We start from the raw sequence: 26,914 nt of genomic DNA, 5'->3' as shown, positions 1-26,914 counted from the left end.
CTGTCATGGCGAGCTCCCTGTTGCGGAGAATCAACCGCCTCCAGCGCCAACCGGTTCCGCAGGATTGAACCTTCGTCGCGCGCAAGCGTAGTCAGGCGATCGTCGCAGGGAGCCGCCATGTCCATCGTCCGTCCCACCTCCGCCCAGATGACCCGCCGCCTGATCGTCCTCGCGGCGGCCATCTTCGCCGTGGCAGTCGGCCAGACCCAGGTGCTGCTCGGCTGGGGCCAGTCGCCCGCCGAATTCTCCGCGGACAGCGACGCTACCTTGCGGGTGGCGGGCTACACTTTCGCAATCTGGGGCGTGATTTACCTCTGGCTGCTCGTCTATGCGGTGCGACAGGCGCTGCCGCAGACGGGCGAAAGCATGCTGATCCATCGACTGGGCTGGCCATCGGTCGCCGCCTTGCTCGGCATCGGCTGGTGGGTTGTGGCGGCGGCCTTCGACTGGGAGATGGCGACCATCGTCCTGATTTTCGGGGCGCTGGCGGCGCTGCTGGTTGCTCTGCTGGCCAACGCCGACGCCATCCGAGCCCTGCCCCGCGCCGACCGCGACCGCTGGATGACCGTCTGGCCGCTGAGCATGCTCGCCGGCTGGCTGACCATTGCCGCGCCGCTGAACCTGATCACGGTGGCGACAGGCAATGACGCCCTGCCCGGCGTGCTGTCGCCGACCGTCTGGGCGATCCTGGCCATCGTCGCCGTAACCACCGTCGCCCTCGGCGTGACCCAGCGCCTGCGCACCCTGGCCTATGGCCTGCCCATAGCCTGGGGCCTGTTGGGCGCCTTCGTGGCCGAGCAGGCGCGCAATCCCATGCTGGCCTACGTCGCCCTCGCCGCCGTCGTAGCCGTGCTGGTAGGAGCCATTGTTCTGACTTTCCGGCTGCGGCCCGGCGTCGAGCGGCCGACAGGCTGACGGACAACCTGCCTGACCAGTCGTCACGATGTTCTGCCGTGGTGGCTGACACGAGTCCCTTCAGGGGCTAGAAGGCGCGCCCATGAGCCCTCCCCAGAAGACCATGGCCGAACTGGCCGCCGCCTACGGCCTGGCCCCGAACGAATATCAGGTCGTCCTCGACCGGCTGGGCCGCGAACCCAACCATGTCGAACTGGGCGTCTTCTCGGTGATGTGGTCCGAGCACTGCTCGTACAAGTCGTCGAAGATTCACCTGGGCAAATTCCCGACCAAGGGGCCGCGCGTCATCTGCGGGCCGGGCGAGAACGCCGGGGTCATCGACATCGATGACGGCGACGCCTGCATATTCAAGATGGAGAGCCACAACCACCCCAGCTTCATCGAGCCCTATCAGGGCGCGGCGACGGGTGTGGGCGGGATCATGCGCGACGTCTTCACCATGGGCGCGCGGCCCGTGGCCCTGCTGAACGCCCTGCGCTTCGGCGATCCCTCGCACGAGAAGACAAAGCGGCTGGTCAAGGGCGTGGTCTCCGGTATCGGCGGCTACGGGAACTGCGTGGGCGTGCCGACGGTGGCGGGCGAAACCAATTTCCACCGCGGCTACAACGGCAACATTCTGGTCAACGCCATGTGCGTGGGCGTGGCCAAGGCGGACGCCCTCTTCTATTCGGCAGCGCCGGCGCCGGGCCTGTCGGTGGTCTATTTCGGATCGAAGACCGGCCGCGACGGCATCCACGGCGCGACCATGGCCTCGGCCGAATTCGACGAGGATTCGGATGAGAAACGCCCCACCGTCCAGGTTGGCGACCCCTTCGCCGAGAAGCTGCTGATCGAGGCGACGCTGGAGCTGATGGCCTCGGGCGCCGTGGCCGCCATTCAGGACATGGGCGCGGCGGGCCTGACGTCCTCCTCGGTCGAGATGGCCGGCAAGGGCGCGGTCGGCATCGAGCTGAACATGGACGCCGTGCCCCAGCGCGAAGAAGGTATGACGGCCTATGAGATGATGCTGTCGGAAAGCCAGGAGCGAATGCTGGCCGTGCTCAAGCCGGGCCGCGAGGAAGACGGCCACCGGATATTCAAGAAATGGGGCCTCGACGCCGCCGTCATCGGCATCACCACGGACACGGGTCATCTGGTGCTGAAGCACCACGGCGAGACGGTCTGCGACGTGCCGCTGGCCCCGCTGTTCGACGACGCACCCCTGTACGACCGCCCGTGGGTTCAGCCGGAGCTGCAGACGCGCCTGGCGCCCGCGGATGTGCCGGCCCCCGAGAACTGGGTTGATGCGGTGATCAAGGTGGTCTGTTGCCCTGACATGGCGTCCAAGCGCTGGATCTGGGAGCAGTACGACCGCCACGTCATGGCCGACACACTGCACGACTCGGCCACCGCCGCCGATGCTGGCGTGGTGCGGGTGCATGGCACCGACAAGGGTCTGGCCATGACCTCGGACTGCACGCCCCGCTATGTCCAGGCCGATCCGTATGAAGGAGGCAAACAGGCCGTGGCCGAGGCCTGGCGCAATCTGACCGCTGTCGGCAGCCGGCCGATCGCCATCACCGACAACCTCAATTTCGGCAATCCGCAGCGGCCCGAGATCATGGGCCAGATTGTCCGCGCCATCGACGGCATGGCCGAGGCCTGCCGGGTGCTGGACTTCCCCGTCGTGAGCGGCAACGTCAGCCTCTACAACGAGACCAATGGCGCGGCCATTCCCCCCACCCCGACGGTTGGGGCCGTTGGTCTGCTGACCAACTATGACGTGGTGGTCGGCTTCGGCGGCATGGTCGAGGGCGACGTGCTGGTCCTGATCGGCGAGACGGTCGGCGAGCTGGGCTCGTCCATCTATCTGCGCGAGGTGCTGGGTCGTGAGGACGGCGCCCCGCCGCCCGTCGATCTGGCGCTGGAACGCAAGACGGGCGACTTCGTGCGCGGGCAGATCGAGGCGGGCGCCCTGACCTGCGTGCATGACCTCTCGGACGGCGGCCTGATCGGGGCGGCGGCGGACATCGCCCTGGCCTCGGACTGCGGGGTCGAGCTGGACGCCACCTCAGCCACCCACGCGCACATCCTGCTCTTCGGCGAGGACCAGGCCCGCTATCTGGTCGCTGTGCCCGACGCGACAGAGATCATCGCCGCAGCCCAGGCCGCCGGTGTGCGCGCCGCTGTGGTCGGCCGGGCCAGAGGCCGGGATTTTGCCTCGGGCGGCTCGGGCGGCGACCTGTTCCGCCTGCCGCTGGACCACCTGCGCGAGATGCACGAGGGCTGGATGCCGACCTGGATTGAAGGAAAAGCCTGATGCGCCTCGCACCGATCGCCCTGATCGCATTCGCCCTGACCCTGTCGGCCTGTGAAGGCGGAGGCGATCCTGTCGAACAGGCCCTGCGCGACGCCTCGGCTGAAAACCACGCCGCGACGGTCCGGGTAGGCGCTGTTTCGACGACCCCTCACGCCGCCGGGAGCCATGGCGCGACGCCGGGCGACCGGGCCTTCGCCGCCTCTGAGGCCGAGATGCACACAGGCATGGCCAAGGCGTCCGGCGCGACGGTGGACGAGGCCTATATCGCCAAGATGATCGAACATCACCGCGGCGCCGTGGCCATGGCCGACGTCGCCCTGGCGCAGTCGCGCGACCCGGAAATCCGTCGCATGGCGGGGTTGGTCAAGGACACGCAGACCCGCGAGATCGCCGGGATGCGGGCCTGGAGGCCTGCCGCCCAACCCACCCCGTGACGCACGTCATATTTCCGGGCTAGGTCAGGGCCTTCGCAGCCCCGGAGGTCCGTATGCGCCTGCCTGATTCCGTCTCCCGCCGTGGACTGATGCTGGCGCTGGGCGCCGGGGGCGTCGCCCTGGGCTCAGGCCGTCAGGCGCTGGCCGATCCGGTCTTCGCCGAATATCCGTTCCAGCTGGGCATCGCCGCCGGCGATCCGGCCCCCGACGGCTTCGTGATCTGGACCCGACTCGCCCCCCGCCCGCTTGAGATCGGCCACGGCATGCCGTCGGCCCCGGTGCCGGTAAGGTGGGAAATCGCAACGGATCGCGGCTTTTCCAACGTGGCGCAGAGGGGCGAGGCGATCGCCCGGCCCGAACTCGGGCACGCGGTCCATGTCGAGGTCGCGGGGCTGGAGCCGGGCCGCGACTATTTCTACCGCTTCACCGCCGGTTCCGAACGCACCCCTTCGGGTCGCGCGAAGACGGCGCCCGCAGCCGGCTCCGCGGTGGCCCGGGCCCGGTTCGGCGTACTGGGCTGCCAGGCCTGGGAGCAGGGCTTCTACACCGCTCACCGCAGGGCGGCCGCCGAGGACCTCGACTTCGTCTACTGCTACGGCGACTACATCTACGAAGGCCGCGGCAACCGCACCTACACCGGCTCCGGCGGGACCATCGAGAACCCACGCCAGCACCTGGGCGGCGAGACCTACAGCCTCGACGACTACCGGCGGCGCTATGCCCAGTACAAGCTGGACACCGACCTGCAGGCCAGCCACGCGGCGACGGCGTGGTACGTGACCTGGGACGATCACGAGATCGCCAACAACTGGGTCTCCGACATCGACGACGGGGTGCCGCCCGAAGTCTTCCTGCTGCGGCGTCAGGCGGCGGCCCAGGCCTTCTACGAGCATATGCCGCTGCGCCGCTCGGCGTTCCCGCGCGGGGCGGAGATGCAGCTGTATCGCCACGCGGCCTGGGGCGACCTGCTGGATCTCAACTTCCTCGACACCCGGTCCCACCGCTCGGACCAGCCCTGTGACGACGCCTGGGCCACGACCTGCGCCGGAGTCTCGGCCGCGAACGCCCGGGTGCTGGGCGAGGCGCAGGAGGCCTGGTTGTACAGAAACCTCGACCAGTCGCGCGCCCACTGGAAGGTTCTGGCGCAGCAGATCATGGTGATGGACCTGGACCGCAAGGAAGGGCCCGAGCCCGGCTACAACCTCGACAGCTGGGCCGGCTATTCCATCCCGCGCCAGCGGTTGCTGGACCGGCTGCGCGAGCGTCGCATCGGCAACACCATCGTGCTGACCGGCGACGAACACCAGAATTACGCCGGGGAGCTGTACCGCGACAGCCGCAACCCCGAGGGCGCGCCGATCGCCTCGGAGTTCGTCGCCACCTCGATCAGTTCGTCCGGCGATGGCCAGGACCAGCGCGCTGACGGCCGTCGTTATCTGGCCGACAACCCGTTCCTGAAGTTCAACAACGCCCAACGCGGCTATGTCGTCTGCGACGTCACGCCCGAGCGCTGGAAGACCGAGTTCAAGGTGCTGGACAAGGTGTCGGAGCGCGGCGGGACGTTGAGCACACGGGCGAAACTCGCCGTGGCCAGCGGCGATGCGCGGGTGGTGGCGGCCTGAGATCAGCGCGCAGCGGGAGTCCCGCCGGCGCGGCGGCAGGCGGTGAAGCACCAGATGGCGTAACCGAGGGTCACGATCACTGCGCCGCCGACCACGGCCATTGAGGCGGGGTTGGCGAATGACAGCGGTGCGAAGGCCCAGAGCCCAGCGTGCGCCAGACCCGCGAGCGTGATCGACCAGCCACCGACGCGCTGGGCCGCCTGGGCCCGCGCCTCGGCCTCGACTGATCTGCGGGGGCCGCCCAGCTGTTTGGGCATGACATTGGCATAGGCGGCCAGCCCCAGGCCGATCACGACCTGAACCGTCCGGGTGGCCACATCCTCGCCGATGAACCCCTGCGAGCTCGCGTATCGCAGGGCCGCGGCGATAGCGAGGAAGGAGACGGCGAGCGCAATGGCGGAGCCGAAGCGTTTGATGATCATGGTCTGGGTCCTTTCGAAGGCGCGGGGACGGGGACGGGGTCCGTCGGCGTGCTGTTGCTCAGGGAGCCGAAGCCGAAGGTCTGGGCGAAGCCCAGCAGGGCGTCCTCCAGCACCGACAGCTTGAGGCGGTAGGTGATGGTCGTGCCCTGTTTGAAGGCGTCGACCAGATCGGCCTCACGAAGGACGTTGAAGTGGGCCGACATCGTCGGCTTCGACACGGGGAAATGCTCGCTGAGCTCCCCGGCCGTCATCGGCCGCCCGCGCAGAAGCTCCAGCACGCGGCGGCGGGTCGGATCGGAGAGGGCCTTGAACACTTTGCTCATGAGTCGATAGTTAGCTAATCATCGAAATATAATCAAGAGGAAAGGCGCGGCCCAATATCCGGCCTAGAGGTCGAGCCGGTCGGCCAGCAGGGCGACGAGGCGGTCGGGCTTGCCATCGAACAGCCGATCGAGCAGGTCCTGAACCTCGCCTTCGACCCAGGTCTGGCGGTCGATGACGGCGTGATAGCGCTGGCGACCGTCCTCCTTCTGCGAGCGGACGGCGCCCTTCTGCATCAGACGATGCAGAAGGGTCTTGATGGTCGCGTCGCCCCAGGCGTTGGCGACCTTCACCTCCTCGATCAGCGAGGCGAAGGATAGCGGGCCGCGCCGCCAGAGCGCGGCGAGAACCGCGCTCTCGGCCTCAGTGACCGATATGCGCGCGGGGTTCAGGATTGCAGCACCGCCCGGTCAATGCGGGACTCGATGATCCAGTGGCAAACCACCCCGACGACGCCGGCGATCAGACCCAGCAGGAACAGCAGGGCGGCTTCGGCAAAGCCCGGCGCCAGCACCGGCATCGGAACCGGTCCGCCGAAATTGGCGATGCTGATGAGCCCCATCAGCAGAATGAAGGCCGCCCCGACCAGCCCGATCAGGGGACCGCCCAGCCGAAGCGCGGAGATGAAGGCCGAGCCGCCGTTCAGACGCCGTCCGGACGCCAGCTTCAGTCCGGTCACAATGACCGCGGCGAGCGAAGCCGCAATGAGGGCGATCATGAGGAACTTCATGGTCTCATCGGCGTCGGTGAAGACGGAGGCGATGGTGATGCGGGGCGCGGCGACTGCGGCGATCGGGATCGACGCGAGCATGAGGCCGGCGACCAGGCGGGAGAAGGGTGAACGCACGGCGAGACCTCCAGACTACGTTTGTAATCTTGTTAGATTACGCACGTAAACTTTTTCGTCAAGCCAGAATAGGAATTGCCTGTGACAACCGTCCGCCGACCCGGATTGGTTCGACCCGCGTGGCCAGACCCGTCTTGTCATCTGTCTCGACATAGACGCCGCAGATGGTCGCGGGGCCATGCGCGGGAACATACCGCCCGCCCGACAACCGGGTGGTGAAGCGCCGCAACGGCTCTTCCTTCTCGTTGCCGATGACGCTGTCGTAGTCGCAGCAACCGCCGGCGTCGGTCTGGTAGGCCGTGCCGCCGGGCAGGATCTGACAGTCGGCGGTCGGAACATGGGTGTGGGTGCCGACCACCAGCGAAGCCCGGCCGTCGCAGAAATGGCCCATAGCCATCTTTTCGGACGTGGCCTCGCAATGCACGTCGACGATGATGGCGTCGGCGATAGCACCCATCGGACAGGCGGCCAGCTCCTTCTCGACCGCGCTGAACGGGCAGTCCATCGGGTCCATGTGGATGCGGCCGAGTACGTTCATGACCAGCACGGTCTTGCCGCTCTGCGTCTCGAACAGATTGGCCCCGGCGCCGGGGGCGTCCATCAGGCGTGGATAGTTGGCGGGGCGGATCAGGCGCGGCTCGCGCACGATATAGGTCAGGGCCTCGCGCTGGTCCCAGCTGTGATTGCCCAGGGTCAGGCAGTCGGCCCCGGCCATGAACAGCTCGCGCGCCGTGTTCTCGGTGATGCCGAACCCACCCGCGGCGTTCTCGGCGTTGACCACCACGAAGTCGAGTTTGAGGTCGCGCTTCAGGCCCGGCAGGTGATCGCTCAGGCCGTCACGTCCGGACTTGCCGACGACATCACCGAAAAAAGCCAGTCTCATGCGAAGGGTCTATAGCCGGTCTCGGTCAGAACGCCATGCAGGCGGACGTCGTGGGCCTCGACCGGCAGGTCGTCGACCTCCTGGCCCGCATAGGCGAAACCGATGCGCATGGTGTCCGGGCGCGCCGTAAACGTCCGGTCGTAGTAGCCCCCGCCCTGCCCCAGCCGTCCGCCATGGGCGTCGAAGGCCAGAAGCGGCGTCAGGATCAGGTCGGGATCGACGATCTCGGCGAGCGGAAGCGGCGCCGGCACGCCCGCCTCGTCCAGCTCCAGAGGTTCGCCGGGAGACCAGCGACGGAAGATCATTGGCGCGTGCCGCTCCACCACCACCGGCAGGCACAGTTCCCGGCCCGCCCGGCTCAACGCCAGCGACAGGGCGTCGACGTCCAGTTCAGAGCCAATGGCGCGATAGACGGCGACGATCCGCCCCGGTGGCAGTGCGCCGGCCTGGTCGGCTGCCCGCGCGGCTGCGCCCGCATCGAGCCCGGCCAGACGCTTGCGCGTGGCCCGCATGGTCGCCCGCAGCTGATGCTTGTCGGTCATGGAAGGAACCGCCCGGCCGCGTCGAACACGCCCCACAGCCGTAACGCGCGCGCCGACCGCGCTCAAGCAGCGAGGCCCCGCGGGGCGAGCCATAGCGCAAAAGGAAAAAAGGTTGGCGGCGCCGCAAGAACCGTGAAGGGCGTTTAAATCCTCTCGACCTGGGTAGCCAGGTGGGCGCCGTGTGCCCAGGCCCACGGGCCTGATCAGGGACAGCTCCCTTTGAGTGAATTAAGGTCGCAAGGAAATGTTGCCTTCGACGAGAGCCGCAGCAGGACCCGCCAAGGCGGAAGATAGTCGCTAAGCCGGGGCGGAACAATGGCCGGCTGTCACAGTCCTTGGGCGATCTTCTCCAGCCTCGCCGCCACAGCGTTGAGCGCCTCGGCCACGCCGTCGCTCGAGGCGGCGGCCACGGCGGATGCGCCGGGGTTGCCGAGCCGGACCTCATGCAGTTCGTCGGCCAGCATCAGGCCGGCCATCAGGAACAGGCGGATGTCGCCGACATGGCCGACCTCGCCCGCCACCTGGCGCACATGGCCGTCGAACTGTTTGGCCAGGATACGGACGCGCTCTTCCTGGCCGTCGGCGCAGCCGACGGCATAGGGGCGACCGTTGATCTCGACAGTCACCGTCGCCATCAGCGGGCCTCCTGTTCGGCCAAGCTGTCACGGATGGCGTCGGCCGCGCGGGAAAGGACCTCGGCGGCGTCACGGCCGGCGGCTTCCAGCTCGTGGATTCGCGCGCGGTCGGTTTCGGTCGAGGGTTCTGGCGCGAACAGATCGTCGTCGGGCACACGGCTGGTCCCGACAACGCGGCTCTTCAGATCCAGCAGGCGGCGTTCCAGCAACGCAAGCGCGCGGTCAACCCGGTCCTTGGCGGCCGATGCAGCGTCCATTCGGGTCACTTCCTCCAGAATCCGTATAGAACCCGCCGACGCGTCGGGGTAAAGCGGCGCGCCTCCCTTTTTCCGCCTCCCGACGAAAGTGCCGCCCGTGGCCGACAGCAAGTCCGTATCCGAAAAAGCCACCCCCAAGCAGATGGCCGACGCCATCCGGGTGCTGTCGATGGACGGGGTGGAGAAGGCGAAGAGCGGCCACCCCGGCATGCCGATGGGGATGGCTGACGTGGCGACGGTGCTATTCTCCAAATTCCTGAAGTTCGACGCCAGCCGCCCCGACTGGGCCGACCGGGACCGCTTCATCCTGTCAGCGGGCCACGGCTCAATGCTGATCTACAGCCTGCTGCACCTGACCGGCTACAAGGCCGCGACGAAGGGGGAACTGTCCAACTTCCGCCAATGGGGATCGAAGACGGCGGGTCACCCCGAGTTCGGCCACATGCCCGGGGTCGAGACGACCACCGGCCCGCTAGGTCAGGGCCTCGCCAACAGTGTCGGCTTCGCCATGGCCGAACGGCATCTGGCGGCGCGATTCGGAGAAGACCTCGTCGACCACCGCACCTGGGTCGTCGCGGGCGACGGCTGCCTGATGGAAGGCGTGTCGCAGGAGGCGATCGCCCTCGCCGGGCGCTACCGGCTGAACAAGCTGACGGTGCTGTGGGACGACAACAGCATCACCATCGACGGGGCGGTGTCCCTGTCGGACGCCACCGACCAGAAGGCGCGCTTCAAGGCCGCCGGCTGGGCGGTCAAGGCGATCGACGGCCACGACATGAAGGCGATCAAGTCGGCGCTGCAGTGGGCGACCCGTCAGGACCGACCGACCCTGATTGCCTGCAAGACGAAGATCGGCCGCGGCGCCGCCACTATGGAAGGCAGCCACAAGACCCACGGCGCAGCCCTCGGGGCCGCCGAGATCGCCGCCACCCGGCTGGGCCTGTCATGGACGCACGAGCCGTTCGAACTGCCGGAGATCGTCGACAGGGCCTGGAAGAAGGTCGGCAAGCGCGGCGGGAAGGAACGCAAGGCGTGGGAAGCCCGGCTGAACGCCTCATCGCAGGCGGCGGACTTCACCCGCGCGATGAAGGGCGACCTGCCCGCCGGCGCCTTCGACGCCCTGAATGCGAAGATCGCGGAACTGGTCGAAACCCAGCCCGCCCAGGCCACGCGCCAGTCGTCGGGCGCGGCGCTGGACGAACTGTTCGCCGTCATCCCCGAGCTGATTGGCGGCTCAGCCGACCTGACCGGCTCGAACAACACCTTCGTCAAGGGCACGCCGATCTTCGACGCGCCGACCTATGAAGGCCGGTACGTCAACTGGGGCATCCGCGAGTTTGGCATGGCCGCGGCCATGAACGGCATGGCGCTGCACGGCGGAGTCATCCCCTACGGCGGCACCTTCATGGTGTTCTCGGACTACAGCCGTCCGGCGATCCGGCTGGGCGCCCTGATGGGGGTGCGGGCGATCCACGTCCTGACCCACGACAGCATTGGGCTGGGCGAGGACGGCCCGACCCACCAGCCGGTCGAACATCTGGCCGCCCTGCGCGCCATCCCCAACCTGCTGGTCTTCCGCCCCGCCGACACGGTCGAGGCGATGGAATGCTGGCAGGCGGCCCTGGAACACAAGACCGCGCCCTCGGCCCTGGCCCTGTCGCGCCAGAAGACCCCGGCCGTGCGTACGGTCGCCTCGGACGAGAACCTGTCGGCGAAGGGGGCCTATGAGATCCGGGCCGCCAAGGGCGCGGCGAAGGTCACCCTGTTCGGCACGGGCACGGAGCTGGCGCTGGCGCTGGCCGCCGCCGACGTGCTGGAAGCCGAAGGGACGCCGACCCGCGTCGTGTCGGTTCCCTGTTTCGAGCTCTTCTTCCAGCAGCCGAAGAAATACCAGGACAGCGTCATTGGTCGCAGCACGGTCCGCGTCGCCGTCGAGGCCGCCATCCAGCAGGGCTGGGAGCGGTTCATCGGCGAGGACGGCGCCTTCGTCGGCATGACCGGCTTTGGAGCTTCTGCCCCGGCCGAGGTTCTGTACGAGAAGTTCGGGATCACCACGGCGGCCGTGGTCGCGGCGGCGAAGGCGCGCCTCTAGGCCATGGCCCGGCTCGGCGCCGTCTCCCTCCTCGTCCGGGACTATGACGAGGCCATCGCCTTCTATGTCGGCAAGCTGGGTTTCGACCTGAGCGAGGACACGGTCATGGGCGGCGGCAAGCGCTGGGTGCGGGTGACGCCGAAAGGCGGGGATACCTCGCTGCTTCTGGCGAAAGCCACGACCGATGCGCAGGTCGCCCGCGTCGGCGATCAGGCCGGCGGCCGGGTCTGGCTGTTTCTCGAGACCGACGACCTCGCCCGAGACTATGCGGCGTGGTCGGTCGCCGGCGTCACGTTCCGCGAGACGCCACGCCATGAGCCCTATGGCGTGGTGGCGGTGTTTGAGGATTTGTACGGCAACGCCTGGGACCTGATCGAACCCGCCTCCACCAGAGACTGACCCATGAAACTCGGCACCCCCCTTTCCGACAGCGCCGTGCGCGTCATGCTCCTCGGCGCGGGGGAGCTGGGCAAGGAGGTGGCCATCGAGCTGCAGCGACTCGGCGCCGAGGTGATAGCGGTCGACCGCTATCCGAACGCCCCGGCCATGCAGGTCGCGCACCGCAGCCACGTCATTCCGATGACGGATCCGCATATCCTCGCCGGCGTCATCGCTGCGGAAATGCCCCACATCATCGTGCCCGAGATCGAGGCCATCGCCACCGATGTGCTGGCGGAGATCGAGGCCGCCGGGCACGCCGTGGTCATCCCGACCGCGCGTGCGACGCAGCTGACCATGAACCGCGAGGGCATCCGCCGGCTGGCGGCCGAGGAGCTGGGTCTGCCGACCAGCGCCTACGCCTTCGCCACATCGGCCGCCGAACTGGCCGAGGCCGCGCACAAGATCGGCCTGCCAGTCTTCATCAAGCCGGTGATGTCGTCCTCGGGCAAGGGCCAGTCGATGATCGAGGCGCTTGAGGACGCCGCCAACGCCTGGGCCTATGCGCAATCCAGCGGGCGGGTGGAGACGGCGACGGTGATCGTCGAGGGCCGGATCAATTTCGATTTCGAGATCACCCTGCTGACCGTCCGCTCGCTGCGTGACGGCGCAGTGCGCACCGACTTCTGCGCGCCCATCGGTCATCGGCAGGTCAAGGGCGACTATGTCGAGAGCTGGCAGCCGCAGGCCATGACCCCCGCCGCCCTCGCCTCGGCGCAGGACATCGCCCGCAGGCTGACGGATGCTCTGGGCGGCCTTGGGGTATTTGGCGTCGAGTTGTTCGTGAAGGGCGACCAGGTCTGGTTCTCGGAAGTATCGCCGCGCCCGCACGACACCGGCCTGGTGACCCTGGCCACCCAGACACAATCCGAATTCGCCCTGCACGCCCGCGCCATCCTCGGCCTGCCCGTCGACGTCAGCCAGCGCGACATCGGCGCCAGCGCGGTCATCTATGGCGGCATGGACGCCGTCGGCGTCGCCTATGAGGGGGTGGCCGAGGCCCTGTCCGTGCCGACCGCCGACCTGCGGCTGTTCGGCAAGCCCGAGAGCTATGTCAGCCGTCGGATGGGGGTGGCCACGGCGCGGGGCGAAACCGTGGAACAGGCCCGCGAACGGGCGCGCGAGGCGGCTTCGAGAGTTCGCGTGGTCCCCGGCTAAAGCGCCGGCGCAGCCTGGAGCGCCATCGCCGGCTCCGCGCGCGGCGCGGCCAGCGCCGCCACGGCGGCGTCGAGTCCTGGATCGTGCCCGGCGCGCCGGTCTTCCAGCGTCAGGGGGGCGGCCACGTCGGGCGTCACGCCCCGCTTTTCCAGCCGGACCCCGCCGGAGGTGATGAAGTCGGCGCGGCTCAGGCTCAACCGTCCGCCGTCCGGCAAACGCGTTTCCTGCGAGATCAGCACCGCGCCCGCCGTCGGCGCCCCGACCACGACCGCGCGCCGCGCTTCCTGCAGGGCGGCGGGAGTCAGTTCGGCGGCGCTGCGGCTGTTGGCGTCGACGAGGACAGCCACGTCATTCCCGACCGGCTGGTCCAGATCACCGCATCCTCCACCGGTCCGCAGCTCGACGCGCCGCCCCGAGCGGCCGGTGCGGGCCGCCCACAGCCGGTCGCGCGGCAGGAAGCAGCTGAGCACCGCATCAGCTTCGGCCAGCCGCCCGCCGGGATTGCCGCGCAGATCGATGACGACATCGGTTTCCACCGGCAGGTTTTCCAGCTGCTCGCCCATCCAGCGGCCCAGCCCAAGCTCGAAGCTGTCCACGGTCAACACCAGCACCCCCGGCCGCGAACGGTCGGCGACGAAGGCCGGCGTTGGCTCCATCATGCGGGGGGTCAGGGTCAAGGGCCGCGCATCCCCGGCGCCGTCGATCAGCGACAGGGTGACGGACCGTCCCTCAGCGATGTCCTGCTCCGGGGTCCACCGGGCGCCCTGGCCTGTGATCAGCCTCCAGCCCACGGCCACGCCGGCCTCGGCGGCGGGTGAACCCGGCCGGACCTGTTCGATCAGCCAGGCGTCGCCCGAGGGTTCGGGCCGCAGGGAAACACCGATGGCGGCCCGACGCTGACGAAGCGAGTCCTGACGGCGGGCCACGGCAGGCGGTGCGGCCCCGGCGTGATCGTCGTCGAGCAAATCGAGCATGTCGCCGAGCGCGCGGTACAGGGTCCGGTCGTCCGGCGCCGTCAGCGCGACCGGCCGCCAGGTCCGGCGCGCGGCGTTCCAGTCCACCCCATGCAGGTCGGGATCGTAATACTGGCTGCGCACCTCGCTCCAGACGCGGTCGAAAACCCTCTGGTTCATCCGCGCTCGCTCAGGGTCCGGCACGACGGTCACGGCTGGTGGCGCTGTCGCCGCTTCCGGATCAGCCGCAAACACAGGAGCGGCGATGAGCGCCAGGCTCATCGCCGCCGATGCGGACAGGATGTGAAGAAGGCGGCGCAAGATCATGACGCCATTAGAGGGCGCCTCGATCGCCTTTCAAGTCACGAAGTCACAGGCGCGATCAGTCTTCGCCCCCGGAAGGCGTCTCGACGCGGTGGACGAACACCTCGCTGTTGCCGGAGCCGCGTTCGCCCGCCTCGATGAAGCCCGAGCGATCGGCGTCCATCCGGCCGAAGGCTTCGCGCAGCGGGGCGCTGAACTCAGCCTCGCTGATCCGGCCGTCATCGTCGGTGTCCAGATCGTTCTCGCCGCCGGGTCCGCCCACGCGCCGGATCTCGATCCGCTCGCCCGGGCCGCCTTCGGCATGGGCGCCCACCATCATGGCGTGACCGCCGGGACCGCCGTGGATGACGATCTGACGTTCACCGCCCGCGCCGGGCTCGCCGCCGACGAAGACCATGGTCCGCTCCTCACCGTGCCCGGCATGCTCGGCATGGGCGCCGGCCTCACCGCCGGGATGCGGGCGGCGCATTTCGAAATGCCGCACGCCCGGCCCGCCGTGTCCGCCCGGACCGCGCATGATCCTGACGTCGTGGTCGCCGCCGCCCATGGCGGCGTGGCCGGCCGTCAGTTCCTCGGTCGACAGGCGTCCGTCGCTGTTGGCGTCCATGCGGGCGAAATGGTCGGTCATCGGCGCGGAGAACTCTTCCCGCGTGATCTGGCCGTCGCCGTCCTTGTCGAGGGCCCCGGGACCGTCGGCGACCATGGCCATGAAGCGGGCGTGGCCCCCGGGCGGTGCAGGCGGCGCCGGCGTCTGCTGCATAAGGACGGCGGAAAGGGCGATCAGGGTCAGCATGAGCGGTCGGCTCCCGTGGTTGTACGGCCTCTGTTCGACCACGGCCCGCTTGCCGTAGTGTTTCAGCAGGCCCGTCGATTGTTTCATCGCTGAAATGACGGCGAGCATCGGGTTCGCCACAATGGCCGCCATGCAAGCCGACGCCCCCCGTATTCTCGTCGTCGACGACGATCCCGGCATCCGCGAGGTGCTGTGCGACTATCTGGTCCTGCACGGCTATGACGCCGTCGGCGCCGCCTCGGCCGCCGAGATGGATCGCGCCGTGGCGCAGCAGCCGCCCGACCTGATTGTGCTGGATCTGATGATGCCGGGCGAGGACGGGCTGTCGGTGTGCCGCCGCCTGGCCGGCAAGGGGCCGCCAATCGTCATGCTGTCGGCCGTGGGCGAGGACACCGACCGGATCATCGGTCTGGAGCTAGGGGCCGACGACTATCTGGCCAAGCCGTGCAATCCCCGCGAACTGCTGGCCCGCGTCCGCGCGGTGTTGCGCCGCCCGCGCGAGGATGCGGTCGCCAACGGCCCCGCCCTGACCTTCGCCGGTTGGCGACTGGACCTGTTGCGCCGCGAACTGATCCGGCCGGACGGTCGCTTCGTCGCCCTGTCCGCGGGCGAGTTCGCCCTTCTGCGCGCCTTCGCCGAACGGCCGGGGCGGGTCCTGACGCGCGACCAGCTGCTGGAGCGTGCCCGGGGCGCCGACGCCGACGTCTTCGACCGCGCCATGGACGTGCAGATCAGCCGCCTCAGGAAGAAGCTCAACGACGGCTCCGGCCTTCAAATGATACAAACGCTGCGCGGCGAGGGCTATATGTTCGACGTTCGGGTGGAGCGGCAAAACGGTTCGATCCGGGGCGCGGCGTGAGACGGCCTTCGTCCTTTCCGGTACTGGTCCAGGTGGCGGCGCTGGCGGTGCTGGCGGTGGTCATGTCCCAGGCTGTGGCCTTTGGCGTCGTGGTCCTCGCACCCGAGCCGCGGCCTGCCGGCTTCAGCATCGAGGCTGCGGCCGATGCCCTGAAGGGTGAACCGGCCGAGACCGCCGACGGCCGCGCCCTGCGCCGCCGTATCGTCGATCGGCCGCCAGGGCCGGAGATCGACATCGAAATGGACCCCATGGCCCTGGCGATTCGGGCCGGGCTGGCCCAGCGGCTCGGCGTGGAACCGGAGACGGTGCGGGTCACGGTTGATCACGGCCCCCGGCGGCGGCGCGGACCGCGACCAGAAGACGGCGCGCCTGCCGGCGACCGGGTGGATTTCGTGCTCGTGCGCCCCGACGCCGCCCCGAAGAAGGCAGCGTTGGATGCCTCGCGCGCGACACCCGGTTCGGCGCCCCGTGTTGTCGTTCAGGCGCCGCCCCGGTCGTCCGAAGAGACATTGGTCATGCGTCACGGCTCCGAGGTCCGGGCCCATTTGCGCATGCGACACCCGGGGCCGGTCGACATGGAGAGCGGGGCCTTTGTCATCGACCGCGAGACGCATCAGTTCACCGTTCGCACCGACCGGCTGACCTTCGCACCGTTCGCGGCCTCAGTGCGTCAGCCTGATGGAGACTGGGCCACCGTCGAGGCGCCCCGAGGCCTGCTTTCGCCATGGCAACAGCGGCTGCTGCTGGCGCTGGCGATCTCCATGCTGCTGCTCGCGCCTCTGGTCTGGATCATGGCGCGCAGGCTGACCCGACCGATCCGCGTCTTCGCTGACGCCGCCGAACGGTTGGGCGCTGACCCGGACGCCGAGCCGCTGACGCCATCGGGCCCTTCGGAAGTGCGCACCGCCATCCACGCCTTCAACGACATGCAGGCGTCCCTGCGCGACCATATGCGTCGCCGGACCCAGACGGTCGCCGCCATCGCCCACGACCTGCGCACCCCCCTGACCCGGCTGCGCTTCCGGGCCGAACAGGCCCCCGACGTTGTGCGCGACCGCATGGCCGCCGACATCGAGGAGATGGACGCCCTGATCGCCCAGGCCATGGCCTATGTGCGCGGCGAGGCGACGCCCGAGCGACGCGAAGCCTTCGATCTGGATGCCCTGGCCGCCGATTGCGCGGACGGGTTCTCCGAGACCGGCGGCGCGGTGACTTTCGACGGCGGCGGCGAACTGCCGGTCGAGGCCGACCCCGCCGCCCTGCGCCGGGCGTTGGGGAATCTGATCGCCAACGCCGTCAAATACGGCGGCGCGGCCCGCGTGAAGGCCTTCGCCGAGGACGGCCACGCCGTGGTCCTGATCGAGGACGACGGCCCCGGCCTGCCCGGCGACGAACTCGAGGCCGTGTTCGAGCCCTTCCATCGCGCCGAACGCTCGCGCAGCCGCGAGACCGGCGGGGCCGGCCTCGGCCTGACCGTCGCCCGCCAGGCGGCGCGCGCCCACGGCGGCGACGTGGTGCTGGCGAACCGGGACGGCGGCGGACTTGTCGCCCGGCTGACCCTGCCCCTCGTGACCCGCGACTGACGGCCAGCGTTACAGTTCATCACGCCTTGTTACGGGCGCGGGGTTGATCCTCGCGCCCGCCGGTTCCATTGAAGCGCCAACCCTGAACATCGCTTCCAAGGAGCCCGCCCTATGACCGTCCGCGTCGCCATCAATGGTTTCGGCCGCATCGGCCGCCTCGTCCTCCGCTCGATCGTCGAGCACGGCCGTCGCGACATCGAGGTGGTGGCGATCAACGATCTGGGCCCGGTCGAGACCAACGCCCATCTGCTGCGCTACGATTCGGTGCACGGCCGGTTCCCTGGCACGGTCGAGACCGGCGCGGACTGGATCGACGTCGGCCTCGGCAAGATCAAGGTCACCGCCGAACGCGATCCGTCCAGGCTTCCGCACAAGGAACTGAACGTCGACATCGCCTTCGAATGCACCGGCCTGTTCACGACGAAAGAGAAGGCCTCGGCCCATCTGACCGCCGGCGCCAGGCGCGTGCTGGTCTCGGCTCCCTGCGACGGCGCCGACAAGACCATCGTCTACAAGGTCAATCATGACGTCCTGACCGCCGAGGACATCATCGTCTCCAACGGCTCGTGCACCACCAACGCCCTGGCTCCGGTGGCCAAGGTGCTGCACGATCTGTTCGGCATCGAGCGCGGCTATATGACCACCATCCACGCCTACACCGGCGACCAGCCGACGCTGGATACGATGCACAAGGATCTGTACCGGGGCCGCGCCGCCGCCCTGTCGATGATCCCGACCTCGACCGGCGCCGCCAAGGCCCTCGGCCTCGTCCTGCCGGAGCTCAAGGGCAAGCTGGACGGCTCCTCGATCCGCGTGCCGACGCCGAACGTCTCGGTGGTGGACCTCAAGGTCGTGGCCGGCCGCGAGGTCACCGTCGAGGAAATCAACGCCGCGATCCAGGCCGCCGCCGACGGCCCGATGAAGGGCGTGCTGGCGACGACGATCGAGCCGCTGGTCTCCACCGACCTGAACCACATCGCCGCCTCGTCCACCGCCGCCCTGCCCCAGACGCAGGTCGTCGACGGCAAGCTGGCGCGCGTCCTGACCTGGTACGACAACGAGTGGGGCTTCGCGACGCGGATGGCCGACACGGCGCTGGTAATGAGCAAGCTGATATAGGGCGGAGCTTATGACCTTCCGCACCCTCGACGACGCCCCCGCCCTCGCCGGCAAGACCGCCCTCGTCCGCGTCGACTTCAACGTCCCGATGGAGGACGGCAGGGTCACCGAGGACACCCGGTTGCGCGTCGCCCTGCCGACCATCAACCGGCTGCGCGACGCCGGGGCGAAGGTCGTTCTGCTGGCTCATTTCGACCGGCCCAAGGGCAAGGTCACGCCGTCGATGAGTCTGCAGCCCGTGGTCGACGACCTCGAGCACCTGCTCGGCGCCCCGGTCCGGTTCGCGTCCGACTGCGTGGGCGATGAGGCGAAGGCCATGATCGCCGACGTCGATATCGGCGGCGTGGTCCTGCTGGAAAACGTCCGCTTCCATCCGGGCGAGGAGGCCAATGACCCCGCCTTCGCGAAACAGCTGGCCGAGCTCGGCGACGTCTATGTCAATGACGCCTTCTCCGCCGCCCACCGCGCCCACGCCTCGACCGAGGGTCTGGCCCGGCTGCTGCCCGCCTATGCCGGCGAGTCCATGCGCCGCGAGCTCGACGCCCTCGACGCCGCCCTCGGCACGCCGCAGAAGCCGGTCATCGGCATCGTCGGCGGGGCCAAGGTCTCGACCAAGCTGGACCTGCTGAAGAACCTGGTCGGTCGGCTGGACCGGCTCGCCATCGGCGGCGGCATGGCCAACACCTTCCTGTATGCCCAGGGGATCGATATCGGCGGCTCGCTGGCCGAGAAGGACATGGCCGACACGGCCCGCGCCATCCTTGCCGAGGCCGAGGCGCGAGGCTGCGAAATCCTGCTTCCCATCGATGTGGTGGTGGCGAAGGAGGTCAAGCCGGGCGTCGAGACCCGCACCGTCCTCGTCCGCGAGGAGATCGGCGACGACGAGAAGATTCTCGACGCCGGGCCCCTCACGGTCGAGAAGCTGGTCAAGGGCATGGCCCTGTCGCGCACCCTGATCTGGAATGGCCCCCTCGGCGTATTCGAGGTTCCCCCCTTCGACACGGCGACGGTCAAGGCGGCCCAGGCGGCGGCGCAGCTGACGACATCGGGGGCGCTGGTCGCCGTGGCCGGCGGCGGCGACACGGTCGCGGCCCTGCACCATGCGGGCGTGGCTGACGACATGACCTTCGTCTCCACCGCCGGCGGCGCCTTCCTCGAGTGGATGGAGGGCAAGCCCTTGCCGGGCGTCGAGGCGCTGCAGGCCCCGTGACCGGGGCGCCACGGGTCGTGGCGCGCGCCCGTCCAGCTGTAACATTGCGTGACTTGAGGGCCGTCCGAGGCTAAACCTCCCGCCAAACTCACGGGCTCAGGAGACCCCCCATGGCGCGCATCACGCTGCGACAGCTTCTCGATCACGCGGCCGAAAACGGCTATGGCCTGCCCGCCTACAACATCAACAACATGGAACAGGGCCTGGCCATCATGGAGGCCGCCGAGGCCGTCAACGCCCCGGTCATCATCCAGGCCAGCCGCGGCGCGCGCAGCTACGCCAACGACATCGTGCTGGCCAAGTTGATCGACGCCCTGGCCGAACTGTACCCCCACATCCCGGTCTGCATGCACCAGGATCACGGCAACGGCCCCGCGACCTGCGCCACCGCCATCCAGTACGGCTTTACGTCAGTGATGATGGACGGCTCGCTGGAAGAAGACGCCAAGACCCCCGCCAGCTATGAATACAACGTCGACGTCACTCGCCGCGTCGTCCAGATGGCCCACTCCTGCGGCGTCTCGGTCGAGGGCGAGCTGGGCGTGCTGGGCTCGCTGGAGACGGGCATGGGCGAGGCCGAGGATGGCCACGGCTTCGAGGGCAAGCTGGATCACTCGGCCCTGCTGACCGATCCGGACCAAGCTGTGGACTTCGTACGCGAGACCCAGGTCGACGCCCTCGCCATCGCCATGGGCACCAGCCACGGGGCCTATAAATTCAGCCGCAAGCCGGACGGCGAAGTCCTGGCGATGAACGTGATCGAGGAAATCCACCGTCGCCTGCCCGACACCCATCTGGTCATGCACGGCTCGTCCTCGGTGCCGCAGGACCTGCAGGACATTATCAACGCCTACGGCGGCGAGATGCCCCAGACTTGGGGCGTGCCGGTCGAGGAAATCCAGCGCGGCATCAAGCACGGCGTGCGCAAGATCAACATCGACACCGACAACCGCATGGCCATGACCGGCGCGATCCGGAAAATCCTGTCCGAAAAGCCCGGCGAATTTGACCCGCGCGCCTATCTGAAGCCCGCCAAGGAGGCAATGCGGAAACTGTGTCAGGAGCGGTATCTGCAGTTCGGCTGCGAGGGCCAGGCCTCGAAGATCCGGCCCTTGTCGACCGCGCAAATGGCCAAACGCTATGCGAGTGGCGAACTTACGCCCAGCGCGCGGCCGCATCTCCGGGCGACGGGCTGACAAGGGCGACATTCCTTGTAAGCAAAGGCAATCCGTGATGAACTCATAAACTGCTGTTATTGCGAATTCTTCGCAGTTTTTGGGGGATAGGCCGTGGCTGACCAGAAGCGACCTGATCGTCGTTCATTCCTTGCCCGGATCCTCGGCGGGGCCGTTGTCGCAGGCGGAGCCATGGGCGCCGTCACGGGCAGCGCCAGCGCCCAATCCTATACGGGCCGGACGGACTCCGACAGCCGCGACGCCGTCAACTACGGGCGACGCGGCACCGGCATCACCGACTCCGACACCACCGATGGCGTGGGCAATGGCCGCGGAGGCCAGACCGGGATCACCGATTCAGATTCGACCGACGGTGTCGGCCGGGGTCGCGGCCGCCAGTCGGGGCTGACGGATTCGGATTCGAGCGACACCGCCGGCAATGGACGCGGAAGAACTGGACTGACCGATTCCGACTCCACTGACACCTCCGGCAACGGTCGCGGGCGCCGATCCGGGATTACGGACTCGGATTCGAGCGACGCCAGCGGCAACGGGCGGGGAAGAACCGGACTGACCGATTCCGACTCGACCGACGTCAGTGGAAATGGTCGCGGCGGGCGTACCGGGCTCACGGATTCGGATTCGAGCGACGCCAGCGGCAACGGGCGGGGAAGAACCGGACTGACCGATTCCGACTCGACCGACGTCAGTGGAAACGGTCGCGGCGGGCGACGCCCCAAGTGATCGCCCGCCAAGCGTGACGGTCGACGGCAAGGGACATATTGAGAGACCCCTGAACTGGTTGCTGGGACCCGCCGCGGTGTCGTTTCTCCGCGACGCCTACGAATGCGAACCTGTTATAGCCCACCACAATGATCCTGAGCGGTTTCGCGGCCTTCTTTCGGTCGCAGCGGTGGACCGCAAGGTCGCCGAGCAGGACCTCCGCGAAGGCATGCTGGCCATGGCCGACGCTAACCGGTCGGTGGACAGTTCTGACTTCGTGGCGGACTCTGGAGCGATCGACCGGGTGGCCGTCGCACGGCTCTATCGCCGCGGCGCCACGATCATCCTCAACCAGGTGCACCAGTCAGACATCGCCCTGGCTGATTTCTGCCGGTCGGTGGAGCGGGTGTTCTCATGTCATGTCCAGACCAACATCTATCTCACCCCGCCAGGTTCCCAGGGTTTCCAGACCCACTATGACAACCATGATGTCTTCGTGTTGCAGATCGAGGGTGAAAAGACCTGGCGGCTGTATGACCGCCCCGTCGAGGCGCCCTATCGCGGCGAACGGTTCGAATCCGGGAGGCACGCGGTCGGCGAGCCCCGCCACACCTTTGTCCTGAAGGCCGGTGATTGCGCCTATGTGCCCCGCGGCCTTATGCACGACGCCTCGGCGTCCGGCGACGCCGCGTCGCTTCACATCACCTGCGGCCTGCTGGTCCGCACCTGGGCAGACCTGGTGCTGGAGGCGGTGTCGGAGGTGTGCGTCAACGATCCGGCCTTCCGCCGCGGCCTGCCGCCCGGCTTCGCACATCGTGATTTCGACCGAACGGCGGCGCGGGACCGGTTTCGCGCCCTCATCTCCGAACTGTCGTCCCGGGCGCAGATGGACGGGGCGCTCGACCTGCTGACCGAACAGTTCATCCAATCGAGGGAACCGGCTGTGCTCGGCGCGATCGAGAGCGCCTCGCGCCCACTGGCCAGGCAGTATCGCGCCCGACCCGCCCCTTGGCGCCTGATCGATGAAGAAGGGGGGCTCCGCCTGATCATCCCCGGCGGGGAGATGACCTTCAGTCGCGCGCCCCGTCCGGTGATCGAGCGGGCTCTGTCGGGCCAGGCGTTCGCACCCGAGGATCTCGTTCATGACCAGGCCGAGGAGTTGATCCGCCGCCTGACGACCACCGGCCTCATCGAGCGGCTCGACTGATCGGTCCAGCCACTATGGACGATCACAAGTCTCCGTACTGACTGCGGAAACGCGCGGGCCTCTGCCTGTTTGGCGGGGATCTTGTCGTCCAGCTCTTCGAGCTCGGCGCCGAGACTGGCGACCCGGCTGTGGGCGTTCGTCAGCGCCTGCTCCACGCCGTGCACGGATTGGCCGTCGCGGTAGGCCGGCATGAAATCGGCCTCCAGCCAGGCCGGGCACACGCCGCCATAGCCGGAACCCGTGTTACCGGCGCGGAAGCCGTGGGCCAGCCTACAGTAGCGCACCAGCCCTCGGTCGCGCCCGGCGGCGTAGGACGCCGCGTCCGGGGTGACCCCATGTTTGGCGCAGGCCTCGGCGTGATCGTTCAGCCGGCTCATCGACAGGCCCGACGCCCCGTCGGAAAAGCCCTGTCCGGCCCAGTCGCCCGCCAGACACTGATCCGCACTCATGGTCGCGCAGCTCCCCAGTCCCAGAAGGGCGCCTGCCGCGGCGGAGACAATCAGCCATTTCATCGCTACCTCCCCCAAGGCCAAGCTTAACCATGACTCAACTTGACGAACGGCCAAGGTCACGGTTGCCCCGCGCGCTCGCCGACGTGCTAGATCGCACTGCCGCCCGGCCCGGGTGGCGGAGCGCCCCGTGTCCGACGACCCCCTGATCGAAGATTTCGCCGCCGACGAGGACCTCCCACCCGTTCTGGAGGCCAGCCTCACGACAGTCGGCGCCCGCCTCGACAAGGCCCTGTCCGACCTCTTTCCGACCTTGTCCCGCGCCCGCGTCCAGGCCCTGCTGGCCGAAGGCGTCGTGACGCGCGACGGGCAGCCCGTGTCGACCGCCTCGGCCAAGGCCCTGCCCGGCCTCTACGCCGTCGCCTTGCCGGCCGTCATCTCCGCCATCCCCCAGCCCGAAAACATCCCCCTGACCGTCCTGTTTGAGGACGCCGACCTGATCGTGATCGACAAGCCGGCCGGCATGGCGGTGCATCCTGCCCCGGGCAGCGAGACAGGCACGCTCGTCAATGCGTTGCTGCACCACTGCGCCACATCTCTGTCGGGCATCGGGGGCGTCGCCCGTCCGGGCATCGTCCACCGGCTCGACAAACACACCTCGGGCGTCATGGTCGCGGCCAAGTCCGACGCCGCCCACGCTGGTCTCTCGGCCCTGTTTGCCGCCCACGACATCGAACGGACCTACATCGCCCTCGTCCGCGGCGTGCTCCACCCTGTCAGGGGCCGTATCACCTCGAACCTCGGGCGCTCGACCGGCGACCGAAAGAAGATGGCCGTGCTGAACAGCGGCGGCCGCGAGGCCATCACCGACTATGTCGTCGAACAGGTCTATGGCGCGCCGACCCACAGGGGGGCCAGGCCCGGCGCCCAGCCACAGGCCGCCCGCGTCGCCTGCACCCTGCACACTGGCCGCACCCACCAGATCCGCGTACACATGGCCTCGAGAGGCGCACCCATCCTCGGCGACCCGGTCTATGGCTCCGGCAGCCCGACAAACGCCGTTCGCGCCGCCATCGCCGCCGCCGGCCTGGCCCGCCAGGCGCTCCACGCGGCGGTTCTGGGCTTCGTCCATCCGGTGACGGGCGAGGCCCTGCGCTTCGAGACCGCCCCGCCGGAGGACATGTGCCTGCTTGAACAGGGCCTCGCCGCCCTGTAGGAGCGGAGGTCAGTCTTGATTAGAGACGCACTCTCCGTTATACACTCGCTCATTCGGTGTCGTGGCGCCGGGGCAACGGTCACGCTGTCGTGTGACCATCCGCCACTGACAAGTGCGGAAACCCGACCCTATTTCATCGGTTGAGGGGTGAGGCGACGGCGCTCATTGGGTGGCCGCTTCCGAAGGACCTGCTCGTTTACACGGTCGGAGGGACCAAATGGCTGTTGCGAGATCACTCGCGGTTATGTCGCCTGAACAGGGGCTGTCGCGATACCTGACGGAAATCCGCAAGTTCCCCATGCTTGCGAAAGACGAAGAATTCATGCTCGCCAAACGCTGGACCGAGCACCAGGACGCCGAGAGCGCCCACCGCCTCGTCACCTCGCACCTTCGCCTCGTGGCCAAGATCGCAATGGGCTATCGCGGCTACGGCCTGCCGATCGGCGAGGTGATCTCCGAGGGTAACGTCGGCCTGATGCAGGCCGTCAAGAAATTCGATCCGGACAAGGGCTTCCGCCTGGCGACCTACGCCATGTGGTGGATTCGCGCCTCGATCCAGGAATACATCCTGCGCAGCTGGTCGCTCGTCAAAATGGGCACCACCGCCGCGCAGAAAAAGCTATTCTTCAACCTGCGCAAGGCCAAGAGCCAGATCTCGGCCTTCGAGGAAGGCGATCTGCGTCCCGAACACCTCTCGGCTATCGCCACCAAGCTGGGCGTGTCCGAGGAAGAAGTCACCAACATGAACCGCCGTCTCGGCGGCGACGCCTCGCTGAACGCGCCGCTGCGCGCTGATGGCGAGAGCGAGTGGCAGGACTGGCTGGCCGACGACACGGCGGTCTCGCAGGAGACCCAACTCGCCGAGAGCGAGGAGAAGTCGATTCGCATGGGCCTGCTTCAGGAAGCCATGGAAGAGCTGACCGACCGCGAGAAGCACATCCTCACGGAACGCCGCCTCAAGGACGACCCCGTCACGCTCGAGGAGCTGGCAGGCCAGTACGGCGTGTCGCGCGAGCGCGTCCGCCAGATCGAGGTCCGCGCCTTCGAGAAACTCCAGAAGGCCATGCGCGCCGCCGCTGAGGAACGGAACCTTGTCGACGCCTGATCCCGACGTCGGGCGGCCCGGCCGGGCCGCCCGCCTTCAGGTCACCGCCGCGACAGTCTGATAGCGCGCGTCCCGCCAGCTTTCGGTGTCGAGAATTTCGCCCAGCACCTCGACCGCATCCCAAACATCGACGTGCCGCACATACGGAGGCGCGAACCCGAACCGGATCACGTCCGGAGCGCGGAAATCGCCGATCACCCTGCGCGCGATCAGGTTCTGCATCACCGCCCACCCCTGTGGATGAGTGAACGAGACCTGCCCGCCCCGAACCGCCGCCTCGCGCGGACTGGCCAGCACCAGACCCTTGCTGGCGCATCGCGCCTCGACCCGTTCGATAAACAGATCGCCCAGCGCCCCGGCCTTGGCCCGGACCGTCGCCATGTCCACCCCATCGAAAGCGTCCAGCGCGGCGTTGAGCGCGGTCAGGCTAAGGATCGGCGGGGTCCCGCACAGCCAACGGTCGATGCCCGGCGCCGGCGCATAATAGTCGACGAAATCGAACGGCCGCGCGTGACCCATCCAGCCTGACAACGGATTGCGCAGCGCCGCCTGATGCCGCCTCGCCACGAACAGATACGCCGGCGCACCCGGCCCGCCGTTCAGGTATTTGTAGCCGCAGCCCGCAGCCAGATCGGCCCCGTCGCGATTCAGATCGACGTCCAGCACCCCCGCGCTATGGCTCAGATCCCACAGGCTCAAAGCCCCCGCAGCGCGGATCGCCGTGCTCAATCCCGCCATTTCGCGCACCGCGCCGCTGCGATAGTGGACGTGGCTCATCAGGACCACGGCCACCCGGTCGTCCAGCGCCGCCTCGATTCCGCCCGGCGCGACCACTCTCAGCTCCACCTCCGGCATCATCCCGGCCAGCCCCTGCAGGATGTACAGGTCCGTCGGAAAGTCACCGCCTTCGGTCAGCACTACCCGCCGCCTGCCCCACGCGCCCACCGCCGCAGCCGCCAGCTTGAACAGGTTCACGGACACGGAATCCGCCGCGATGACCTCGTCCGCCTCCGCTCCGATCAGGCGGGCGATCTTGCCCCCCACCTTCTGTGGCAGGCCGATCCAGCCGTGCTTGTTCCAGCTGGCGATCAGATCACCGCCCCACTGCCGTTCCACCACGTCTCGCACGGCTTCCGCCGCTGCGACTGGCAAGGCTCCGAGCGAATTGCCGTCCAGATAGATAACCCCGTCCGGCAGGCTGAACCGTTCCCGCACCACGCCCAGGGGATCGGCGGCGTCCCGGTCGAGACAGTCCTGTCGCGTGGTCATTCTCTGCTCCGGTTGCCGGACGGCTCCTGCTCTTTACAGTGACCCGCCACGCCGGTGAAACGGC

Annotated in this window: 28 protein-coding genes and 1 other RNA gene; 16 read left to right on the top strand and 13 right to left on the bottom strand. The window is 68.4% G+C overall.

The window, feature by feature from the left end:
• The first annotated feature begins 117 nt into the window (after positions 1-117).
• From ACTIEW_RS01595 to ACTIEW_RS01580, 4 genes are all read left to right on the top strand, one after another.
• Positions 118-915, top strand: coding sequence for a hypothetical protein (locus ACTIEW_RS01595; RefSeq protein ID WP_439476152.1), 798 nt, complete (start codon positions 118-120; stop codon positions 913-915).
• Positions 916-997: 82 nt separating this feature from the next.
• Positions 998-3,214: a phosphoribosylformylglycinamidine synthase subunit PurL gene (gene purL, locus ACTIEW_RS01590; RefSeq protein ID WP_439476151.1), complete on the top strand. Its 2,217-nt coding sequence runs from the start codon at positions 998-1,000 to the stop codon at positions 3,212-3,214.
• The gene (locus ACTIEW_RS01585) at positions 3,214-3,648 is read left to right on the top strand and encodes a DUF305 domain-containing protein (RefSeq protein ID WP_439476150.1); all 435 of its coding nucleotides are present in this window, start codon (positions 3,214-3,216) and stop codon (positions 3,646-3,648) included. The genes purL and ACTIEW_RS01585 overlap by 1 nt, the downstream gene beginning before the upstream one ends.
• A 53-nt stretch (positions 3,649-3,701) precedes the next feature.
• Positions 3,702-5,270, top strand: coding sequence for an alkaline phosphatase D family protein (locus ACTIEW_RS01580; RefSeq protein ID WP_439476149.1), 1,569 nt, complete (start codon positions 3,702-3,704; stop codon positions 5,268-5,270).
• Positions 5,271-5,272: 2 nt separating this feature from the next.
• On the opposite strand, the gene ACTIEW_RS01575 is transcribed toward ACTIEW_RS01580, so the two are convergent.
• The 9 genes from ACTIEW_RS01575 to ACTIEW_RS01535 form a co-directional block, all read right to left on the bottom strand.
• Positions 5,273-5,692: a hypothetical protein gene (locus ACTIEW_RS01575; RefSeq protein ID WP_439476148.1), complete on the bottom strand. Its 420-nt coding sequence runs from the start codon at positions 5,690-5,692 to the stop codon at positions 5,273-5,275.
• Positions 5,689-6,015, bottom strand: coding sequence for an autorepressor SdpR family transcription factor (locus ACTIEW_RS01570; RefSeq protein ID WP_439476147.1), 327 nt, complete (start codon positions 6,013-6,015; stop codon positions 5,689-5,691). The genes ACTIEW_RS01575 and ACTIEW_RS01570 overlap by 4 nt, the downstream gene beginning before the upstream one ends.
• Before the next feature lie 63 nt (positions 6,016-6,078).
• On the bottom strand, positions 6,079-6,390 hold the full coding sequence (locus ACTIEW_RS01565) for a BlaI/MecI/CopY family transcriptional regulator (protein ID WP_439476305.1): 312 nt from the start codon (positions 6,388-6,390) through the stop codon (positions 6,079-6,081).
• 11 nt (positions 6,391-6,401) lie between these two features.
• The gene (locus tag ACTIEW_RS01560; RefSeq protein ID WP_439476146.1) at positions 6,402-6,860 is read right to left on the bottom strand and encodes a MotA/TolQ/ExbB proton channel family protein; all 459 of its coding nucleotides are present in this window, start codon (positions 6,858-6,860) and stop codon (positions 6,402-6,404) included.
• Positions 6,861-6,918: 58 nt separating this feature from the next.
• Positions 6,919-7,743, bottom strand: coding sequence for a TIGR00282 family metallophosphoesterase (locus ACTIEW_RS01555; RefSeq protein WP_439476145.1), 825 nt, complete (start codon positions 7,741-7,743; stop codon positions 6,919-6,921).
• Positions 7,740-8,285, bottom strand: a complete 546-nt coding sequence (locus ACTIEW_RS01550; protein WP_439476144.1) for a 5-formyltetrahydrofolate cyclo-ligase — start codon at positions 8,283-8,285, stop codon at positions 7,740-7,742. Before ACTIEW_RS01550 ends, ACTIEW_RS01555 begins: the two co-directional genes overlap by 4 nt.
• A 114-nt stretch (positions 8,286-8,399) precedes the next feature.
• Positions 8,400-8,560: non-coding RNA, 6S RNA (gene ssrS, locus ACTIEW_RS01545), on the bottom strand.
• A 51-nt stretch (positions 8,561-8,611) separates the two neighbouring features.
• Complete coding sequence (locus ACTIEW_RS01540; protein WP_439476143.1) at positions 8,612-8,920, bottom strand: cell division protein ZapA; 309 nt, start codon at positions 8,918-8,920, stop codon at positions 8,612-8,614.
• The gene (locus ACTIEW_RS01535) at positions 8,920-9,288 is read right to left on the bottom strand and encodes a hypothetical protein (protein ID WP_439476142.1); all 369 of its coding nucleotides are present in this window, start codon (positions 9,286-9,288) and stop codon (positions 8,920-8,922) included. Before ACTIEW_RS01535 ends, ACTIEW_RS01540 begins: the two co-directional genes overlap by 1 nt.
• 31 nt (positions 9,289-9,319) lie before the next feature.
• Here ACTIEW_RS01535 and tkt point away from each other — a divergent pair, with 31 nt between their 5' ends.
• Genes tkt through purT form a run of 3 tightly spaced genes read left to right on the top strand, consistent with a single transcriptional unit; the run spans position 9,320 to position 12,865 of the window.
• Positions 9,320-11,269, top strand: coding sequence for a transketolase (gene tkt / locus ACTIEW_RS01530; RefSeq protein ID WP_439476304.1), 1,950 nt, complete (start codon positions 9,320-9,322; stop codon positions 11,267-11,269).
• A 3-nt stretch (positions 11,270-11,272) separates the two neighbouring features.
• Positions 11,273-11,668 carry a VOC family protein gene (locus ACTIEW_RS01525; protein ID WP_439476141.1) on the top strand — a complete coding sequence of 132 codons (396 nt, stop codon included), beginning with the start codon at positions 11,273-11,275 and terminating at the stop codon, positions 11,666-11,668.
• Positions 11,669-11,671: 3 nt separating this feature from the next.
• Positions 11,672-12,865 (top strand): formate-dependent phosphoribosylglycinamide formyltransferase, encoded by a 1,194-nt coding sequence (purT, locus tag ACTIEW_RS01520; RefSeq protein WP_439476140.1) that lies wholly within the window; start codon positions 11,672-11,674, stop codon positions 12,863-12,865.
• Here purT and ACTIEW_RS01515 read toward each other — a convergent pair.
• Both ACTIEW_RS01515 and ACTIEW_RS01510 read right to left on the bottom strand, forming a co-directional pair.
• Complete coding sequence (locus tag ACTIEW_RS01515; RefSeq protein ID WP_439476139.1) at positions 12,862-14,139, bottom strand: S41 family peptidase; 1,278 nt, start codon at positions 14,137-14,139, stop codon at positions 12,862-12,864. The genes purT and ACTIEW_RS01515 overlap by 4 nt on opposite strands.
• A 61-nt stretch (positions 14,140-14,200) precedes the next feature.
• Complete coding sequence (locus ACTIEW_RS01510) at positions 14,201-15,043, bottom strand: hypothetical protein (RefSeq protein ID WP_439476138.1); 843 nt, start codon at positions 15,041-15,043, stop codon at positions 14,201-14,203.
• A 13-nt stretch (positions 15,044-15,056) separates the two neighbouring features.
• On the opposite strand from ACTIEW_RS01510, the gene ACTIEW_RS01505 reads away from it, so the two are divergent.
• The 7 genes from ACTIEW_RS01505 (at position 15,057) to ACTIEW_RS01475 (ending at position 22,811) form a co-directional block, all read left to right on the top strand.
• The gene (locus ACTIEW_RS01505) at positions 15,057-15,794 is read left to right on the top strand and encodes a response regulator (RefSeq protein WP_439476137.1); all 738 of its coding nucleotides are present in this window, start codon (positions 15,057-15,059) and stop codon (positions 15,792-15,794) included.
• A complete protein-coding gene (locus ACTIEW_RS01500; protein WP_439476136.1) occupies positions 15,791-17,377 on the top strand; it encodes an ATP-binding protein in 1,587 nt (528 codons plus the stop codon). Before ACTIEW_RS01505 ends, ACTIEW_RS01500 begins: the two co-directional genes overlap by 4 nt.
• A gap of 111 nt (positions 17,378-17,488) precedes the next feature.
• Positions 17,489-18,496, top strand: a complete 1,008-nt coding sequence (gap, locus tag ACTIEW_RS01495; protein WP_439476135.1) for a type I glyceraldehyde-3-phosphate dehydrogenase — start codon at positions 17,489-17,491, stop codon at positions 18,494-18,496.
• Between the two features lie 10 nt (positions 18,497-18,506).
• On the top strand, positions 18,507-19,706 hold the full coding sequence (locus ACTIEW_RS01490; protein WP_439476134.1) for a phosphoglycerate kinase: 1,200 nt from the start codon (positions 18,507-18,509) through the stop codon (positions 19,704-19,706).
• A gap of 110 nt (positions 19,707-19,816) precedes the next feature.
• On the top strand, positions 19,817-20,902 hold the full coding sequence (gene fba, locus ACTIEW_RS01485; RefSeq protein ID WP_439476133.1) for a class II fructose-bisphosphate aldolase: 1,086 nt from the start codon (positions 19,817-19,819) through the stop codon (positions 20,900-20,902).
• 93 nt (positions 20,903-20,995) lie between these two features.
• Positions 20,996-21,625, top strand: a complete 630-nt coding sequence (locus ACTIEW_RS01480; RefSeq protein WP_439476132.1) for a hypothetical protein — start codon at positions 20,996-20,998, stop codon at positions 21,623-21,625.
• A gap of 76 nt (positions 21,626-21,701) precedes the next feature.
• Entirely contained in the window at positions 21,702-22,811 is a 1,110-nt protein-coding gene (locus ACTIEW_RS01475) for a cupin domain-containing protein (RefSeq protein WP_439476131.1), read from the top strand.
• Here ACTIEW_RS01475 and ACTIEW_RS01470 read toward each other — a convergent pair.
• A complete protein-coding gene (locus ACTIEW_RS01470) occupies positions 22,745-23,323 on the bottom strand; it encodes a DUF2799 domain-containing protein (RefSeq protein WP_439476130.1) in 579 nt (192 codons plus the stop codon). The two genes, ACTIEW_RS01475 and ACTIEW_RS01470, sit on opposite strands and share 67 nt — an antisense overlap.
• 127 nt (positions 23,324-23,450) lie before the next feature.
• Here ACTIEW_RS01470 and ACTIEW_RS01465 point away from each other — a divergent pair, with 127 nt between their 5' ends.
• Complete coding sequence (locus ACTIEW_RS01465) at positions 23,451-24,476, top strand: RluA family pseudouridine synthase (protein ID WP_439476129.1); 1,026 nt, start codon at positions 23,451-23,453, stop codon at positions 24,474-24,476.
• Positions 24,477-24,693: 217 nt separating this feature from the next.
• The gene (rpoH, locus tag ACTIEW_RS01460; RefSeq protein ID WP_292063057.1) at positions 24,694-25,581 is read left to right on the top strand and encodes an RNA polymerase sigma factor RpoH; all 888 of its coding nucleotides are present in this window, start codon (positions 24,694-24,696) and stop codon (positions 25,579-25,581) included.
• 36 nt (positions 25,582-25,617) lie between these two features.
• On the opposite strand, the gene kynU is transcribed toward rpoH, so the two are convergent.
• Positions 25,618-26,850 carry a kynureninase gene (gene kynU, locus ACTIEW_RS01455; RefSeq protein WP_439476128.1) on the bottom strand — a complete coding sequence of 411 codons (1,233 nt, stop codon included), beginning with the start codon at positions 26,848-26,850 and terminating at the stop codon, positions 25,618-25,620.
• Positions 26,851-26,914 lie beyond the last annotated feature (64 nt).

Origin of the sequence: Brevundimonas sp., from assembly GCF_051860745.1 — a bacterium.
GTDB lineage: Bacteria > Pseudomonadota > Alphaproteobacteria > Caulobacterales > Caulobacteraceae > Brevundimonas.
The sequence above is the reverse complement of the archived record's forward strand: the minus strand, read 5'-3'. Positions and strand labels throughout refer to the sequence as shown.